This window comes from Psychrobacillus sp. PGGUH221 (assembly GCF_042055255.1).
GTDB lineage: Bacteria > Bacillota > Bacilli > Bacillales_A > Planococcaceae > Psychrobacillus.
On sequence record NZ_JAQMHQ010000014.1, the window covers coordinates 1 to 16,530 of the forward strand.

The 16,530-nt window shown below is 33.2% G+C and carries 12 protein-coding genes and 1 pseudogene; 8 read left to right on the plus strand and 5 right to left on the minus strand.

Annotation, left to right across the window (positions count from 1 at the left end; translation table 11 throughout):
* Positions 1–125 precede the first annotated feature (125 nt).
* Both PGC35_RS20185 and PGC35_RS20190 read left to right on the plus strand, forming a co-directional pair.
* Positions 126–281 (plus strand): annotated as a pseudogene (locus PGC35_RS20185) (JAB domain-containing protein); the annotation flags it as partial.
* A gap of 122 nt (positions 282–403) precedes the next feature.
* Positions 404–796: a hypothetical protein gene (locus PGC35_RS20190; protein ID WP_375220443.1), complete on the plus strand. Its 393-nt coding sequence runs from the start codon at positions 404–406 to the stop codon at positions 794–796.
* Between the two features lie 566 nt (positions 797–1,362).
* Here PGC35_RS20190 and PGC35_RS20195 read toward each other — a convergent pair.
* The 5 genes from PGC35_RS20195 to PGC35_RS20215 all read right to left on the minus strand — a co-directional run bounded on the left by PGC35_RS20195 (position 1,363) and on the right by PGC35_RS20215 (position 5,814).
* Positions 1,363–2,382, minus strand: coding sequence for a DUF4179 domain-containing protein (locus PGC35_RS20195; RefSeq protein WP_375220444.1), 1,020 nt, complete (start codon positions 2,380–2,382; stop codon positions 1,363–1,365).
* Positions 2,372–2,899: a sigma-70 family RNA polymerase sigma factor gene (locus PGC35_RS20200; RefSeq protein ID WP_375220498.1), complete on the minus strand. Its 528-nt coding sequence runs from the start codon at positions 2,897–2,899 to the stop codon at positions 2,372–2,374. The genes PGC35_RS20195 and PGC35_RS20200 overlap by 11 nt, the downstream gene beginning before the upstream one ends.
* 233 nt (positions 2,900–3,132) lie before the next feature.
* Positions 3,133–3,546, minus strand: coding sequence for a hypothetical protein (locus tag PGC35_RS20205; protein WP_375220445.1), 414 nt, complete (start codon positions 3,544–3,546; stop codon positions 3,133–3,135).
* Between the two features lie 651 nt (positions 3,547–4,197).
* On the minus strand, positions 4,198–4,785 hold the full coding sequence (locus tag PGC35_RS20210) for an AAA family ATPase (RefSeq protein ID WP_375220446.1): 588 nt from the start codon (positions 4,783–4,785) through the stop codon (positions 4,198–4,200).
* A 339-nt stretch (positions 4,786–5,124) separates the two neighbouring features.
* A complete protein-coding gene (locus PGC35_RS20215; protein ID WP_375220447.1) occupies positions 5,125–5,814 on the minus strand; it encodes a hypothetical protein in 690 nt (229 codons plus the stop codon).
* 2,159 nt (positions 5,815–7,973) lie between these two features.
* Here PGC35_RS20215 and PGC35_RS20220 point away from each other — a divergent pair.
* The 6 genes from PGC35_RS20220 to PGC35_RS20245 are packed head-to-tail and all read left to right on the plus strand — an operon-like array spanning position 7,974 to position 16,518.
* A complete protein-coding gene (locus PGC35_RS20220; RefSeq protein WP_375220448.1) occupies positions 7,974–9,788 on the plus strand; it encodes a dynamin family protein in 1,815 nt (604 codons plus the stop codon).
* Positions 9,789–9,803: 15 nt separating this feature from the next.
* The gene (locus PGC35_RS20225; RefSeq protein ID WP_375220449.1) at positions 9,804–12,092 is read left to right on the plus strand and encodes a dynamin family protein; all 2,289 of its coding nucleotides are present in this window, start codon (positions 9,804–9,806) and stop codon (positions 12,090–12,092) included.
* Positions 12,089–12,556 (plus strand): hypothetical protein, encoded by a 468-nt coding sequence (locus PGC35_RS20230; protein WP_375220450.1) that lies wholly within the window; start codon positions 12,089–12,091, stop codon positions 12,554–12,556. Before PGC35_RS20225 ends, PGC35_RS20230 begins: the two co-directional genes overlap by 4 nt.
* Before the next feature lie 5 nt (positions 12,557–12,561).
* Positions 12,562–12,807, plus strand: coding sequence for a hypothetical protein (locus tag PGC35_RS20235; protein ID WP_375220451.1), 246 nt, complete (start codon positions 12,562–12,564; stop codon positions 12,805–12,807).
* A 52-nt stretch (positions 12,808–12,859) separates the two neighbouring features.
* Positions 12,860–15,988, plus strand: coding sequence for an ATP-binding protein (locus PGC35_RS20240; protein ID WP_375220452.1), 3,129 nt, complete (start codon positions 12,860–12,862; stop codon positions 15,986–15,988).
* Positions 15,988–16,518, plus strand: a complete 531-nt coding sequence (locus PGC35_RS20245; protein ID WP_375220453.1) for an HNH endonuclease — start codon at positions 15,988–15,990, stop codon at positions 16,516–16,518. The genes PGC35_RS20240 and PGC35_RS20245 overlap by 1 nt, the downstream gene beginning before the upstream one ends.
* The last annotated feature ends 12 nt before the right edge of the window (positions 16,519–16,530 follow it).

Here is a 16,530-nt window from a genome sequence, read left to right on the forward strand (position 1 = left end):
AACATAAGGGCAGATAAGCACATTTTTTTAAGTCGAAAGATAAAGTAAGTTACATAACAGTGAAGACATGTAGTCAAAGCAAAGGAAGCAATTTCAATGTAAATTCTACACTTTACTATTGATAAAACCCATCGCCTAGTAGCGAAGATATCGAAGTCACAAAACGCATACAAGAAGCCGGTATCCTACTAGGAATTGAACTACTTGACCATATCATTGTGACTCCAAGTACGTTCTTAAGTCTAAAAGAAAAGGATATATGTAAAAACAAGAGGGGGTAATCCCCTCTTGTTTATCTGTTTATAAATTCAATTACTTTGTTAGTTCATATAAAAAATCTACTATTTAGATACTATTTATGCCTAATATGCATATATTAATAAAAAATCAAAGGGTGAAGAACATGAATGTTAAAATTAGAAAAGATAGTTGGACTGCCGATGAAGACAATATCCTTAAAAAGATAGTTTTAGAAAAAATAGAAAAAGGACTAACCCAAATTTCTGGATTTGAAGAAGCAAGCATCTTGTTAGGTCGCTCCAAACAGGCTTGTGCATTCAGATGGAATAAAAATCTTCGCCCATTCCTTATTAAGAAAGAAGCAACTCCTAAAGAAACGCCACTTAAAGAGAGTTCTGGTTCATCGTCTATTCAAAACCATTTGGAGCTGGCAATGGAAAGTTATGACGAGATGAAACAATCGTATGCTCAAATCTCTCAAGAATACAACTTATTAAAAAGAGATTACGAGCAATTAGTAAATTGGGTCAAGCAAGGAATTACGCAAATAAAATAAAGAAGCACACTATCTTAAATTGTGTGCTTCTTTGTATAGTATATTTAAAATTTATTATAAATCAAAAAGATTGGTTATTTCGGAAAGCGAATCTTCAACTAAAGCACCCGTTAGTTTAAGTGCAATGGTTCACAATCTTTTTTTATTTAGAGGGTTCCAACATAGCAGTACATTAAAGCAAAGATAAAAATAAACGTTAAGACTGCTCCTAAAATATTTTGGTTATGAGTGCTTTTTCCACTCTTTAAGTTCTTCAAAAAAGTAGTAAAATTTAAAAACCATAAAACTCCTAATAATGGTACTACAAGCAAAAGCATTAATAACATAAGTTAGTCCGCTCCTTCCCATTTACAGAACCTTCTTAAACTAAACGCACCCATTAGTTGAATAAGAAAAAACATTATTGTATTTCTGTCGCATTTGTTTATAGTTCAATCTATGAAACAATATTATCTGGGTCAATAATGGCTTTCAGAGTCTTTAGTTCTAATTTCTTAGCCAATTCAATCTAAGCAACCCGTTACTTTAAGTACAATACCTTCCATTTTTTCAACACTAATTCATTATTATTTTTTTAAGTCGATGACAATAGGCTCAAGCTCAATTTCGAGATGACCTTTTCCATAATTAAGACTTGCAATTTGAATAGGCTGAATGATGAGTTTACTAGCTCCCTCTTGAATTGTACCGAAGTCGCTTGTTCCTTTATATGTTTTGTAGTCATTAGTTGTCTTTCCACCGCCACCAGTTCCATTCACATACACATTACCGAGGTCATCTGTTACATGGAAAACAGGTGTCACACTTTCCCACTCTGTTAGGAGTTCATCAGTTACCACTTGTTCATAGCTAATAATAGTGGATACATCAGTGTACTCAATAGATTGAAGCGTAAAGCTCACATTTTCCTGCTGTACGGTTTTATTCAACAACTGTAAATCACCTTCTAAACGATTCAGTGTAAAGGCAAATGACCAATCCCCTTTTACTTCGAAATCATTTGAAGGACTGTAGAAGGATTCTGGCTTCCAAGTGACTTCGATTTTTTCTGGGTGTTGATTATCTTTGAAATTTGGGGTGAAAGTTGATAATCCCGCATAGCGATTCTCACTAATTTTCGTAATCCTAAATGTGCCGCCACTACCACCTGCTTCACGAACGTAAAACCAATTTGGTGCTCGTACATCCATGCGTTCATCAAAATTATAATCGGTTTCAATTGCGAAAGACACAGTAACATTTGTGCCGTCATAAACCGCATTGTCAATCATTACCGTAACACCATTACTTTTTTGTACGAGACCGATTTCAGTCGAGAATTCCCCAAAATCTTTGTAGTGTTGCTCTTCATCATTAAAAAAATTAATGACATTATCCATAAATGGAATTTGTGATGCAATAGACGGAAAAGCAAAAGCAACTGAAGTAATAGATAACCCTAAAATCATTGCTGCCGCTACTAATGGATTTTTAAATCTTCTATTTTGTTTCTCTGCTTTGGCTTTTTTTACACCAATTTTAGACCTTTCATATAATTCTTTTGGAATCTCTATTTTTTGTAATTCTTGATTTATTTTATTTCTCACAAATATCAGCCTCCTTAAATCCTTTGCGAAGTTTAGTTAATGCACGATATAATACTGATTTTGCCGTCCCAAGTGGTATTTCCAGAATCTCTGATATTTCTTTTAATGTATGATAATGATAAAACCTTAGTAGAACAATACTTTTTTCATCCGCTTCCAATGCTTCTATCAAGTCTTGTAATGATATAGAAAGAGGTATATCCTCACTAACTGTTCCTATAAATTTCTCATGCTCTGGTTTTAACTGAACCACTTTTTTATTCTTTTTAATTATATTCATTGCACAGTTCATCGTAATTTTCATCAACCATGTTTTAAAATACTCTGGTTTTTCCAATGTAATTATCTTTTTAAATGCTTGAAATGCTACTTCTTGTACAACATCTAAAGCATCGTCTTTGTTTTTTACATATACATAAGCCATTCGATAAATATCTTCTTGATATTGCTGGAAAAGCTTTAAAAAGGCTTTGTCATTTCCTTTTTGAGCTTTTTTTACTAATCTAATGATTGTAATTCACCCTTTCTCATTTTGTCCTACATCTATTAGACAAACCAAAGTCTAATTTGGCTTAAACTCTTTAAATTTTTTTAAACAAAAAAATCGTCCAAATTAAGGACGATTATTTTATCCATTTTAATAGCCTTCTTGTTAAACTAAACTGCCCCGTTGTTTAAGTATATGACTTCACAATCTAATACTTAAAATGATTTCACAATATCATTAAAATATGAGTATGTTTAATAACATTAATCCTCATTTGAACTATGCATTCTAAATTCCCCAATTATAGTATTACCATCTGATTTATACAGTGGGATTGAAACGTAACCGACAGTTTTTATCGTTTCTTGTTGAGCTAAAGCTTCTTTCGGTGATGAAAAATTAGGTGTTAAATCTTGAGCTTTTACATATCCTACCAACCCATTTTCACCTTTTGTCTTAATTAAGTCTGGCTCATGACCTACTTCACCGGGTCCAGAAGGTATAATTGGAGTTCCATAAGTTTGTCCTTGCTCATTGATAGCAAACTCAGTATTATTTTCATTGCCCGTAATTATATTTTCCGTTGATTTTTCAAATTTAACAACAAAATTTATTATACCTCCAATAAGTACCATTGCCGTGATTATCCATACAATAGATCGTTTTCTCAGTTTCATATTCACTCAATCCCTTTCTTAAATATTCCCATGATATTATTAACCCTAATACAAGTTGAAATTCTCAATTCCCTTTTTTTACATCAAATATTCTTTCAACTAAACTGCTGCGTTAGTTGAAGTACAATCATTCACATACTCTTATCATTACTCTGCATGTTGTGGTACAATTCCACTCTCTTCTACCGATGTGCTACTTCCTGTTTTCTTTGATAACTTGCAATGAATTAGCTACCCAAAAAAATTATTGTAATGATTGCAATAGTAAATATGTTAGGTTCTATATCTGAAATAATAGTATATAAAATCAAAAACCTAAGAAACATAGCCATACTACTAATATTTGTACTTGTAAAAAGTTTAGAAAAAATTTTCAATAACAACACTCCACTCTATTGATTTACGTGTTGTTGACATTAACTTTTTATTCAACTAACCAGCACCATTAGTTCAAGATAAAAGTGCCACCCCCAGACTGAAAGTAAAGCACCCCTTTTGTTCAATAGTTTACATATATTAACTTATTCAACACAATCGACGAAAAACCTTCTTCTTCAACTAAACTGCTTTGTTAGTTCAATAAGAAAAAAGAGCTGCCTAATCAACTCTTGATTTTTAACTAAAGCACCCGTTAGCTTAATAATGAATTTCTTACAGAAAGTTATTTTTCTTTAAAAATTCCAATGTCCATTCTACCACCTGTTCAGATGTTTTATTATTCACGTCTAAGAATTTAGTGTTAAATTGCATAAACCAGTCTTTTTCAAACTTGTATAGTTTAATATTTTTTTGAAATGCATTTCTTCTTTTGCCAAGGTCACTATGTTTCCTTTTGTATAACGTTTCTTCACTAGCATCTAAATATATAATAATATCCGAACGACACCTACGTAATTCTTGAAGTTCATCTTTCAATAGTTGTTCAATATCCCAGTTAAAACCATTGGCGATAGGGAAATGTAAGGTATAAAACTCAATATCTTCTGGACCTCTATCAAATATAACTTTTCCATCTGGCAAATTGTTAAATCGATTAATTTCTGACTCAATAAATAATCGTTGGTTTTCAACAAACCCATCTTTTGTATAAATATCAAGATTCTTATTCTCCCTTTTCTCAACTATGGGATAAGGGTTTTCATATGTAAAATATAAACCATCAATTTGTTCCTCTAACTTTTTGGTTAAGGTTGTTTTTCCTCCCGCCATTCCACCTTGAATTGATAAAATCCTTTTCACATTTACACCTCCTACCGTTATAAACTTCTTAAACTAAACTGCCCCGTTAGTTTAAGTGAAACATTTCACAATCTCCCTACAATATTTAATCACGTATCGTTTTTTCTGAGTGATAGTCCAAATAATAAAAGCCATTTCCTATCAACTGATAATGAAGCAATCCCACTAAGAAATTCTTCAGCTCATTTTAATTTCATAAATTCACTACTATCGTACTCATTTAAAATACTTGATAGTCCTTTTTTGCTTGTTCCATAAAGTCCTTCATTATCATACGATCATTCCTTTTAAAATGATTATCATAACTATGTTTGATTCCATATACTCAAGTAGCTTAAATTATTCTTTCCTATCCTCAAAGTAATTCCTTACAAATTCTCTAATAAAATTTTCTCGCTTCAGTAAATCTTCTTCCTTCCGGAATAGACCTACCTTTTTAACCCTTTGCTCCAGGGGCAACTTATCCCATTCAGCTATCGCTTTTTCTTCTATTTCATAGCGCTTTCGAACAGATGAAATCATGATATCTGTCTTTTCAGCTCTTATCTCTTGTGCTGTTTTGGGAACGGGCAGCCTATTTAAGAATTGTTGTTCTAACTCTTTTTGTTTTGTATCCAACTCAAGAATTAATCTTTCTTCCACTTCTTTTTGCATTCTTGCTAATTGACGACTAATTTCTTGCATCATTAGTGACTCACTCACCCATGGTGAGTCACCAAAACCTTCAGCTGGAAATGTCCTTACTTCTATATGTTCTGAGAGCACATTAAAAATGGCGTCCAAACTCCACTTTAGAGTTCTCTTATTTATAATAAATATGGCAATGGCTAAGTCTAATTCATCGTATACCTTCTTATTCGTTTCTGCAGTTCTTTGAATGTAATGAATGCCTTTGCTTTCGAGTTCTTTAAACCATTTATCTACCGTGTTATAATGAACGGACTCTTTAACAGTCGTTTCTTCTTCGTATCTTTTTTGTATCTCCTCGGTAAAATCACGTATTTGCCAAACTGCCTCTTTTAACTCCATCAACAAACCTCCTACATTTAAAATAAGAATAGTTCACAAATGGCTTGTTCCTCATTAATGAACTAACCGTAATGAACCAATGAACAACTACAAACCATAACTCTTATCGCACTAATAAATCTTTAACCACTTGTAGAACACTTAAAAAATTTATTCATATGTTCACTTGTGGAGCACTAACCATCTGTAGACAACAAATACTTAACATCAAAATAAAATGAAACCAGCTTACAAAAGCTCCAGCATCCAGATAATTTCACATTAAGAAAGACTAGTGATTCACTAGTTACCGGGGAATCCTCACCAAGTTTTGTATTGGAACACCTGTGGATCATTGCCCAATTATAGGCCATAATTGTTATGAAATTATGAATCACTAATGAATTCCTAGCCACTTATAGAACACTACAAGATTTATTTAAAGCTTCACTAGTGGGGCATTAACCACTGATAGATCACAAATATCAACTTATAAACTTAAATGGCACAAGCTTGTAATATCTCAGACACCCCAAGAATTCGATTTTAACACCATAAGTGATCAATACTCACCGATGAAACATCATAACTCTTTTATAAATTATCCTTCGTGAATTATTGCCCACTTATAGACCAGAATTGTTTTGTAATTATGAATTAGTAATGAATCCCTAACCATCAGTGAATCACTGTATTTATTTGAATCCCACTAAATAATTCTAATTCGACAAAATAATAAAATCCCCTTTAATTTCAAGAGATTATTACTTATTAACCTTACTTCATTTCACGATGTAGTAGAGCTCTATAAATGAGATATTTGTTAATCTAAATCACGCTGTAACGTTTTATGCCAATCTTCTAAATACATTATGTTGTCGGGATAAAAACCGACTCTTGAACTGTCCATGCGGAAGAATTTTTATATTAGTAAAGGAATCAGAAGAAACCTCTAATCACTAATGAAGGGTTTTTAATACGGAACCTATATAAAAGTTAACTTACTTCTTTATAGTAGTTATCTACACTCCCAAACACGGGTTTAGTGAAGTATAGAAAGGGAGTGTATACACCATACCACCCGTATATGAGTTTTTATTCAGTCATCACACGGATTTGGAATATAAATTAGAAGGTGGTCAGAAAAATAACAAAATAGAGTATGTGATTCTATGTAATTGAAATTCCTAGTTTCCGGTTAAATACTAATAAGAACTTAATGCGGTAATTATTGCGACATTGATTGAATCAAATACGCCATCATTGCTGCATTAATTGCTTCCATGAGGAAAGTTGCATCGAATTTCTGACAATCCAGGGAAAACAATACATGGCTTTTGAAAGAACCGAAATATGATTATCTGCATAAAATTGTTTTATCGAATCACGACACACTATTATTTTTACGCGCAAAGACATGGAAACGATTAAATAATTCCCCCAACTTGCAGGGGAGACTACCGCTATTATACAAACAGGTAGTACAAGTCAGAGCGGAGGCTTCGACTGGGAAGTAGAGTGCCAGTTCTAGTTAGTTGGAACAATATGTGAAAAGACCATTAATACCTGAAGGGGACTTATCCAACATTACAAAAGACACTAGCAATCTTTTTATAAGTGGCATGTTCCCTATGAAAATCGAAAACCCTTGGCAATCTGAAGTATTTAGAAGTTATGAAGCGTAGAAAGGAGGAACCAATCTCTACGACTAATAGAATAGTAGACTCACAAAATGCAACAACTATCACCAACTTGCATTACTCCCAAACTAATTATTTTAGGTGCTTTACGAAAGGAAAGAACGGAGATTTAAAGAAGATAGAAGAGGTTGTCCAAAATGTAAATTAAAAACGACTTTTTGAAGGTAATCCTCTCTTTTACTTTTCCGAAAGTGTATAAGGTTGAAGGATATTCTTCTCATATCATAAGCTTGTAGGATGTAAGAGGAAGTGCTAATATAATCGAATTTTCACAGAAAAATTCTTAGCAATTGGGGCAACCACCAAATAAAATCACAACCAAGAGATATTCTTGTGTAAAAAGGAATGCTCCTTATATTATAATCTGTTGTTTTAGTCCTATAAAAGGAATTATAAAAACATATCTAAAGGTGTTTAAATTGTAAAATAAATGTATAATTACTAATAGTATAAAGACACATAGATAAAGGTTGTGTAAAATTGGCGAGCGAAGGTTTAATACCTAGTATAAAAATGGAACAAAAAAAGCAGTTAGTTAATATTAAACTATATGAACTATATCTTGAACTTGAAAGTTTCATATGCGAAGGTTTTCTACTAAAAGACCGTTTAAGAAATAAGATGCCTAAAATACTAAGAGTAAAAATATTACGCGAATTAAATGAAAACTTATTTGTACAATACTATTTATTTGAAGAAATATCCTTTTTTAATGAAAAGAAAACATGGAATAAAAGTGTAAATAATGAAAATCGTATAATATTGCGTGATGAAGATAGGGTATACCTCCTAAATAAATATGGAGTTAGTATTCATCAACTCAAATTCGTAAATATTTTAGCGGTTGAACTGGTAATAAAAAAATTCGATAAAATAGGATTACTCGCTGCGTATCACATGGAATACTCAAGATTTCTAAAGCAGCTAGAGATAACAGAACATCCATTAGGGACAATGGATATTCTGTTCAAAGAGAAGTATTTGAAAGCACTTGTTTACTTGCTAGGCGAACTATCATTAAGCGAAACGAATTTCGAAGATAGTTTAAATATTTTTGCGAAGAAACTAGATATATCTGTGAAATTCCCCCAAAAAAATATGAAAGAATATCATGACATTACAAATGTGGAAGAAGTTTGTACAACTAAGTACGTTTTAACGAGTAAAAAAATTACAGTTGAAAATTGGAATTATATTTTACTTGCGGATCTATTACTATTATGTCGTGGTATTTTTGAGGAATATATGTTTGAAACGGAACTTCAAAAGCTTTTCAAATTATTGAAAATGAGTCGACATGAGTTTAATGAAGTTTGTATGTTTATCAATGAATTAAAACTCGAATCATTTGAGACATCAAATGAATTTTTAAAAATTACTAAATATGAAAAGCTGAGATTCTTATACAATCAATTTAAAGAAAATGCATACAAATTACATAGGCCTAATCGAATTGCACTCGTTGTAGGGACGATGAGTTCAGGAAAGTCAACACTCTTGAATAGTATTATTGGAAAGGATTTTTTCCCGTCAAAAAATGAAGCTTGTACCGCCAAAACATACCACTATTTGTGCCATACATATCGCAATGACTTTACAGTAACATTTAATGGCTCTAGCAAAGTAGAAGTATTTGATAATTTGACGAATTTGGTTTTAGAGAACTGGAATAATTCAAATGATGTTCTGCAGGTTAATATTGAAGGTCCAATAAGCCCAGTATTTAATGTTCCCGAGAAGTTAACTTTTATAGATACTCCAGGACCAAATAACTCTGGCGAGAGTAAGCACGCAATTGTAATGGAGAATGCATTAAAAATGGATTATCATACAATAGTTTATATAATGAATGCGACGCAGATTGCTACTATTGATGACTATAAGTTGTTGAAAAAAATTCAGGAACACTTGAAAAGTAATACTCATCAAAACATTATTTTTGTTGTAAATAAAATTGATGAGTATGAAAATAATGAAATCGAATCCTTGATGGAGTTAAAACAAGAGGTACTTATGTATTTAAAAACAAATGGGTTTGAATCTCCAAATGTCATTTTTGTATCCGCATTAGCAGCAAAGCTTGCACAAAAGGCACTTTCACAACAAAAGCTCACACGTAAAGAAAGAGCGAAACTTTCTTCGTTTGAAGATTTATTTTCAGATGAAGCGTACTACCTACCAAATCTTTCAACGGTAAATGTAAAGCAAGATAATCTTCAAGGAAACAGTAAACATCAAAACTTAATACAAATTATTGAGCATTCAGGTGTCGCACAAGTGCTGAAATGTATTTAAAGGAGACTATAAATTGTGAATATTTCAATGAAGTATAATCCGTACAAATTAGAAACAATGCTAGCAACAGCAGATTTGGATTTAATGAAAGAAACGAAATTTAGTAAATATCAAGGTGAACGACTCCAGGTATGGGTAGAGCATATATTTCCATTACTCGAAGAAGTATTAAACGATGATACTTATAGATTAATTTTTACTGGTACATTACCTGACTTTGAAGATGTTCTTTTAACTGCACAACGATACACTGATACATATGGAGATGTTTCGATTGATGTAGAACATATTGCTGTAGAAGAAGTAGAAGATAAGTTCACTGTATTGGAAGAACTTGTTGATTTGATGCAAGAGGGTCCATTTGAAAAGTTACGAGATCCGAAAATTCAACATAACTTTGAAAAAGCATTAAATAGTGAATTTGAAATTGCTGTTATTGCAACGATGAGTTCTGGGAAATCAACACTAATTAATGCAATGTTAGGCCGCGAGTTAATGCCTTCAAAAAACCAAGCGTGCACAGCTAAAATTTCGAAAATCCGAAATAGTGCAGCCGATAACTTCTCGGCTATAGCATATGATACCGACGGTTTGGAGTTTAAGTCTATTAAGAATGCAACTGTAGAAGATTTCAAAGAATTTAATAACGATTCGGCGATCTCTTTAATCGAAATTGAAGGAAATATTCCATCTATTAGGTCAGGAAAGATGAACTTAGTATTAGTAGATACACCAGGACCAAATAACTCTTCTGATTCATCACATCGTCTACACACTTTATCTGTTATCAAGAATGATGATAAGCCCATGGTCTTATATGTACTTAATGGAACACAACTAGAAACAGATGATGACTTAGAACTTTTACGTACTGTTGCGGAGGCAATGGCAGTAGGAGGCAAGCAATCAAAAGATCGTTTTATATTTGCTATAAATAAAGCCGATGAGTTTGATCCGGAAAGTGGCGAAAATTTAGAAGATATTATTTTTAAAGTAAAAAGTTATCTTGAAAAAATTGGTATATATAATCCTAATATCTATCCGATTTCTGCACAAATGGCAAAGGTGATTCGTAAAAGTCAAAATGGTCTACCGATGACAAAAAAGGAATTAAGTACACTAAATTCACTGAGTTTATTTACGGATCAAGAAGCAATGCACTTCAATAATTATGCTCCACTTAGTCCTTCTTTAAAAAATTCCATTTATGAAAGAGTATTGGAAGCAAGAACAAATAATGATGAACAAATTGAAACACTATACTATACTGGTGTGCCGAGTGTAGAGGCTGCGATTAATGAATACTTAGATAAGTATGCAGTTTCTTCTAAAATCACGAATGCTGTAAATACATTTAAACGTATCGTTGAACAAGAGAAGTTTATGCAAAGTTTACAGGAAGAACTAGAAAATAATGAAGAACAACGAGAGCAAGTGTTAGCGTCAATGGAACGAATTGAAGAACAACTAGCTCATGGCGTTCAAGCGACACAGTTTAAAGAAAAAATTCGAAAAATGAACTTCAATGTAGCCCAATACTTCGATGATTTAAATGAAAAAGTATTCGGAGAGAGAGTAAATCTGTTAAACGAAGAATTACGTGGTGATCGGATGCGCAAAATTGAAGCTGATACCCTTTTATATAAAATGGAAAAAAATATTTTAATGTTGCAAGACGATGCGGTAACAGATTTAGAAAAAATTATTTCTACTTCTTTACGTGAAAATGCTGAACGGTACTTAAATGAGTATCAGGAATATGTTTCGGGAATCATGGATTTCGAAATGAGCTCGATACAAATTGCAAACTGGGATAAAGCAATTACAGCGGACACACCAGATATCACGAGCTTATTGAATGATTTTTCTTATATAGAAGAAGAAGTAGTCGGAAAGCGTACAGTAGTAAATGAAAATAAAAAGTGGTATAAGCCATGGACTTGGCGTGAGGAAAAAGAATTTGAGGTGGATGTTTATGGCGATGTAGAATATGTAGACCTAGCAGAAGTACGTGACTCATTTATGGTGCCAGTTATAAAGTCACTTCGTACAAACTTTAAAAATGCCGAAAGTTTTATGGAGAGTGAACTAAATAGACTTCAAAAATTCTTTATCGAAGAAATTGACCGTTTAGATAAAGTAATGAAAATACGTGTAAAAGAAATCAAAAAGTTATCACTAAACAGTAAAATATTAGTTGAAGAAATGGAACAAAAACAAAAACAAAAAGAGTGGCTAAAGCACTTTACAGAAAGATTAGACAAAGTATTAGAACTAGAAGAAAAGGTAGGGATATCTAAATGAGTACACGTCTACAAGAAGCTATTCAACAAGTTGATATTGAGAATATACAGACAGCTTTATTAGCCTATATTACTTCAGATCCGTTAGATAAATCCGGAGAAATAAATTCAGCATTACAACATATTGATGAAAAAGGAATCAACATTTGGGATACACATAATAAACGTGATTTAATAATAAACCCAGCTGAATGGACCAAAAGCTATTTCGGAAAACTTCAATCTCATCTTATTACCAATTTTTCAAAAGAACGTTTTGAACTTTTGATGAAAGTTGGTCGAGAAGCCTATAAAGAAGAGTTAAATCATCAAGAACCTGTAAAATCACTTCCAAAAAAGTCACAATTGACAAATGAAACTCATATCACAGGTGGTTCATCTGGTGTGGGAAAGTTTCTAGTGACCGGGGTAACAATCGTGGCTCTGGCGGCTATCGTATACCTAGTCGTAAAAAAAATACTATAGAGAAATTGATTCTTAAAACAAAAGAAGGATTTTTTGAAGGTTTGTATGGTGGTAGGGATCTAGAGCGTGAAATTAATTATTTTAAAGATATAAACGTAAAGCTTGAAAACACAGTTGATACATATAAAAAAAACCTGAATGAAGTAAATTCAACTGTTGAACTATATAAACTTGAAATCAAAGCAAAAAATAAACGTATTCAATATTTAGAAGAACAATTACAAATATTAAAAGACTCGAATCAGTCATAAATTAAAAGTCCTCGTTACTGACGTAGGGCTTTATTTTTAAGGGGTGTATTAGATGGAAATAATGACTTTACGTGAAGTGCGTCAACTACAACAATCATTAAATATAGCTTCACTCTATTTAGAACGCAAACACTTACATAGTTTACCAAAGCGCGAAGTACTAGCAATGCCAAATCATATTGCAAAAATTACAGTACAACAAAATATACGCCTATTCCAAGTAACGAAAATAATTTACGACAAAAATGAAGACGTAACAGAAAAACTCGTGAATATATATAACACTGTTGGAAGCTTAGACAGTTCACTTATTCTTATTCTTGATAGTGACGGAGAAGAAGTGTCACTTTATATAGGTATACAATCTAAGCATGTTCTATCAGCACAGGATGCTCTTGAAAAAAGTTTTAAAGGGAATTTTCCTGGTACAGAATTAAAAAACCTGAGAAACGCTCAAATTCAAGAAGTGATGGATGAAGTACTTGAAGGAAAAAATGTAAAACATCATCGTTCGATTTGTAGTGTAACAGGGGTTCCAGCACTAAAAGATATTGAAAATAAAGGCTATATTCAAGGTCTTGAAAAACTAATCGATGCTATGAGAGGCGAGAAATTTTCAGCCCTATTTTTAGCCAATGCAATTCCACAAAATGAAGCTTCAACAGTTCGTCATGGATATGAAGAATTGTATTCAAGTTTAGTACCATTCAAAACAACCGATTTAACTGCCGGGAAGAATGAAAGCTCTGCATTAACCAAAGGTATCAGCGAGGGGATAACGAATACGATTAATGATAGCCTGACGAAAACACAAAGCTATACAGATGGTGCTTCAAGTGGGATATCTGACACATTCAATGAAAATAATGGCGTAAATATGTTGAAAGGAATGTTGACAGGTATTTTTGGAGGAAAAGTAGGTAGTTCAAAAGGGATAACGACAAACAAAAATACAAATGAATCAATAACTAATGGTTCGTCAGCGACAGAGGGAACTTCGAGCGCAACTTCAAAAACGGCAAACTCCAATAATACTTCTACTGAAGGTATTTCTAGTACGATGCAAGTACACTTAGAAAATAAGACAGTTTCGGAAATGCTTGAAAAGATTGATAATCAATTAGATCGTTTACAAAGTGCTGAAGATTTAGGTTTATGGCATTATGCATGTTACTTCATTGCAGATGATGAACAAACCGCACGAGTTGCTGCCACAAATTATCAATCGCTTATCCGCGGAGACAACTCGGCGATTGAAGGTGCAAGCATTAATATGTGGAATAAAGACCACAAAAATAACCACAAAATCTCAGGTTACTTACGTAAATTTAGCCATCCGCTATTAAATATGACAGATGACTCTACAAGCTTGCCACAAATGACAGCTGGTACACTCATTAACGGTCGAGAACTTGCAATTGCCTACGGGTTACCTCGGAAATCTGTGAGTGGAATACCTGTAATCGAAATGGCTGAATTTGGTCGAAATGTACTTCAATTGGGGGTTAGTATAGAAGAAACAAAAATTCAGTTAGGCAATATTTATTATATGGGACAAACAGAACCCTCAAAAGTTAATTTAGATCTAAAAAGCTTAGCAATGCATACTTTTGTTACTGGTTCAACGGGTTCAGGAAAATCTAACACAATTTATCAAATGCTTGGTGAACTGAATAAACAAAACGTGAAGTTTTTAATTATTGAGCCAGCTAAAGGTGAGTATAAGAATGTCTTTGGTGGTCAATCAGATGTAATAGTACTTGGGACAAATCCAACGTATGCACCATTGTTAAAAATTAATCCGTTTCGCTTCCCAGAAGAAGTACATGTGCTTGAGCACATAGAGCGATTAATTGAAATCTTCAATGCTTGCTGGCCGATGTATGCAGCTATGCCGGCAGTATTAAAAGAAGCTGTTGAACTTGTATATGAGCAAGTAGGTTGGGACTTAGAAAGCTCGCAAAATTTTGAAACATATCCAGTTTATCCTACTTTAAAACAACTTGTAGAAATATTGCCAGCTGTCATTAATGAATCAGGCTACTCAGAAGAAGTAAAGAGTAACTACATAGGAGCATTAGTAACTCGTGTAAAATCATTAACAAATGGCCTTATAGGAAAAATACTTACTGATGATGAAATTGACAACGGTCTGTTATTTGACAGTAACTGTATTGTCGATTTAAGCCGCATTGGTTCAACAGAGACAAAATCGTTGTTAATGGGAATTTTATTTATGCGTTTGCAAGAACATCGCATTGCAAAAAGTTCAGGGATGAATGAACCTCTTAAACATATTACTGTTTTAGAGGAAGCTCATCATTTATTACGTAAAACCTCAAATGGACAGTCGGATGAAGGAGCTAATTTACAAGGGAAGTCAGTTGAGATGATTACGAATGCCATCGCTGAAATGCGTACATATGGAGAAGGATTCATTATTGCAGATCAATCACCGAATTTACTCGATACCTCAGTTATTCGAAATACGAACACAAAAATTATTATGCGCTTACCAGATGGGCAAGACCGATCTGAAGTCGGGACATCAGCAAGTCTAAATGAAGAACAACTAAATGAAATTCCCAAGTTAGAAACGGGTGTGGCAATAGTTTATCAAAACAACTGGTTGCAACCAGTGCTATGCAAAATTGAGCATTACAACAAAGATCGTACATTTAACTACTCATATGACATCAAAAAAGAATTAAAATCTAAACGAGGTGCAACGACTCTGCTTGTAAAATTGCTGTTACTAAATGAATCAATCGTTAAAATCATCCCAGATGATGAAACTATTAACAGCTGCATCGCTAGTTTGGCAACAACAAACTTACCAACCCATATCTGTACACAATTAGTACATCAACTAGAAGTTTTGCGTGATAAAGGGGAATTTTATTTTTGGCAACAAGAAGCTTATGATGAACGCGCGCAGCTGATCAGTCTTTTAGTAAACGGTCAAAAGATTTTAGCCTATGCAAAAGTGGGGCGCAATATCGATCAACTCCATCAAAAATGTGAGCGTGCGCTTGCACGTTATGTAGAAACAACAGAAAAATCATTTGTAATGAATATCATTCAAGCAATTTTATATGTTGCAGGATTATCTAATCGAGCTGATGAACTGCTATATCATGAATGGTATAACAATAAACAAGAAGAGGTGGCGAATATCTAATGATAGAATCTTTAGCGGCTGTAGAAGCAGTACAAGAAACAACAGGCGAAGTAAAAGATGTTAAAGAAAGCGTACAAGAGAAACAAACAGATATGAAAAAAAGCCCAATTACACATCTTGAAACACGCAATCAAAGCCTTGAAGGAGGCATTCACCCAATTACAGGAGTTCCATTTGAATACAAACAAATAGAACTTCCGAGTGGCGAAAATATAGAAGGTGTATTCCCGGAATTCGAAACAAAATTTGAAGCAAAGCTAGATGAATCACAGTATTTAGAAAGTGACGCACGTCATTTTAAGGAAGTAAATAGCCAACTTAAGGAAGCAGTAGAAAGTGATCAGTTAATGGGAGATACTTTCTCTGAAGAACAACTTCAGCTAATTATGGCTGATGAAACACCAGAGGGCTATGTATGGCATCATTCGGAAGTACCGGGTGAACTGCATTTAGTTGAGAAGACAATACATGATTTAACCGGTCACACAGGTGGAAGATTCCTATGGGGTGGCGGTTCTGATTTTAGATAATTAAATTTGGAG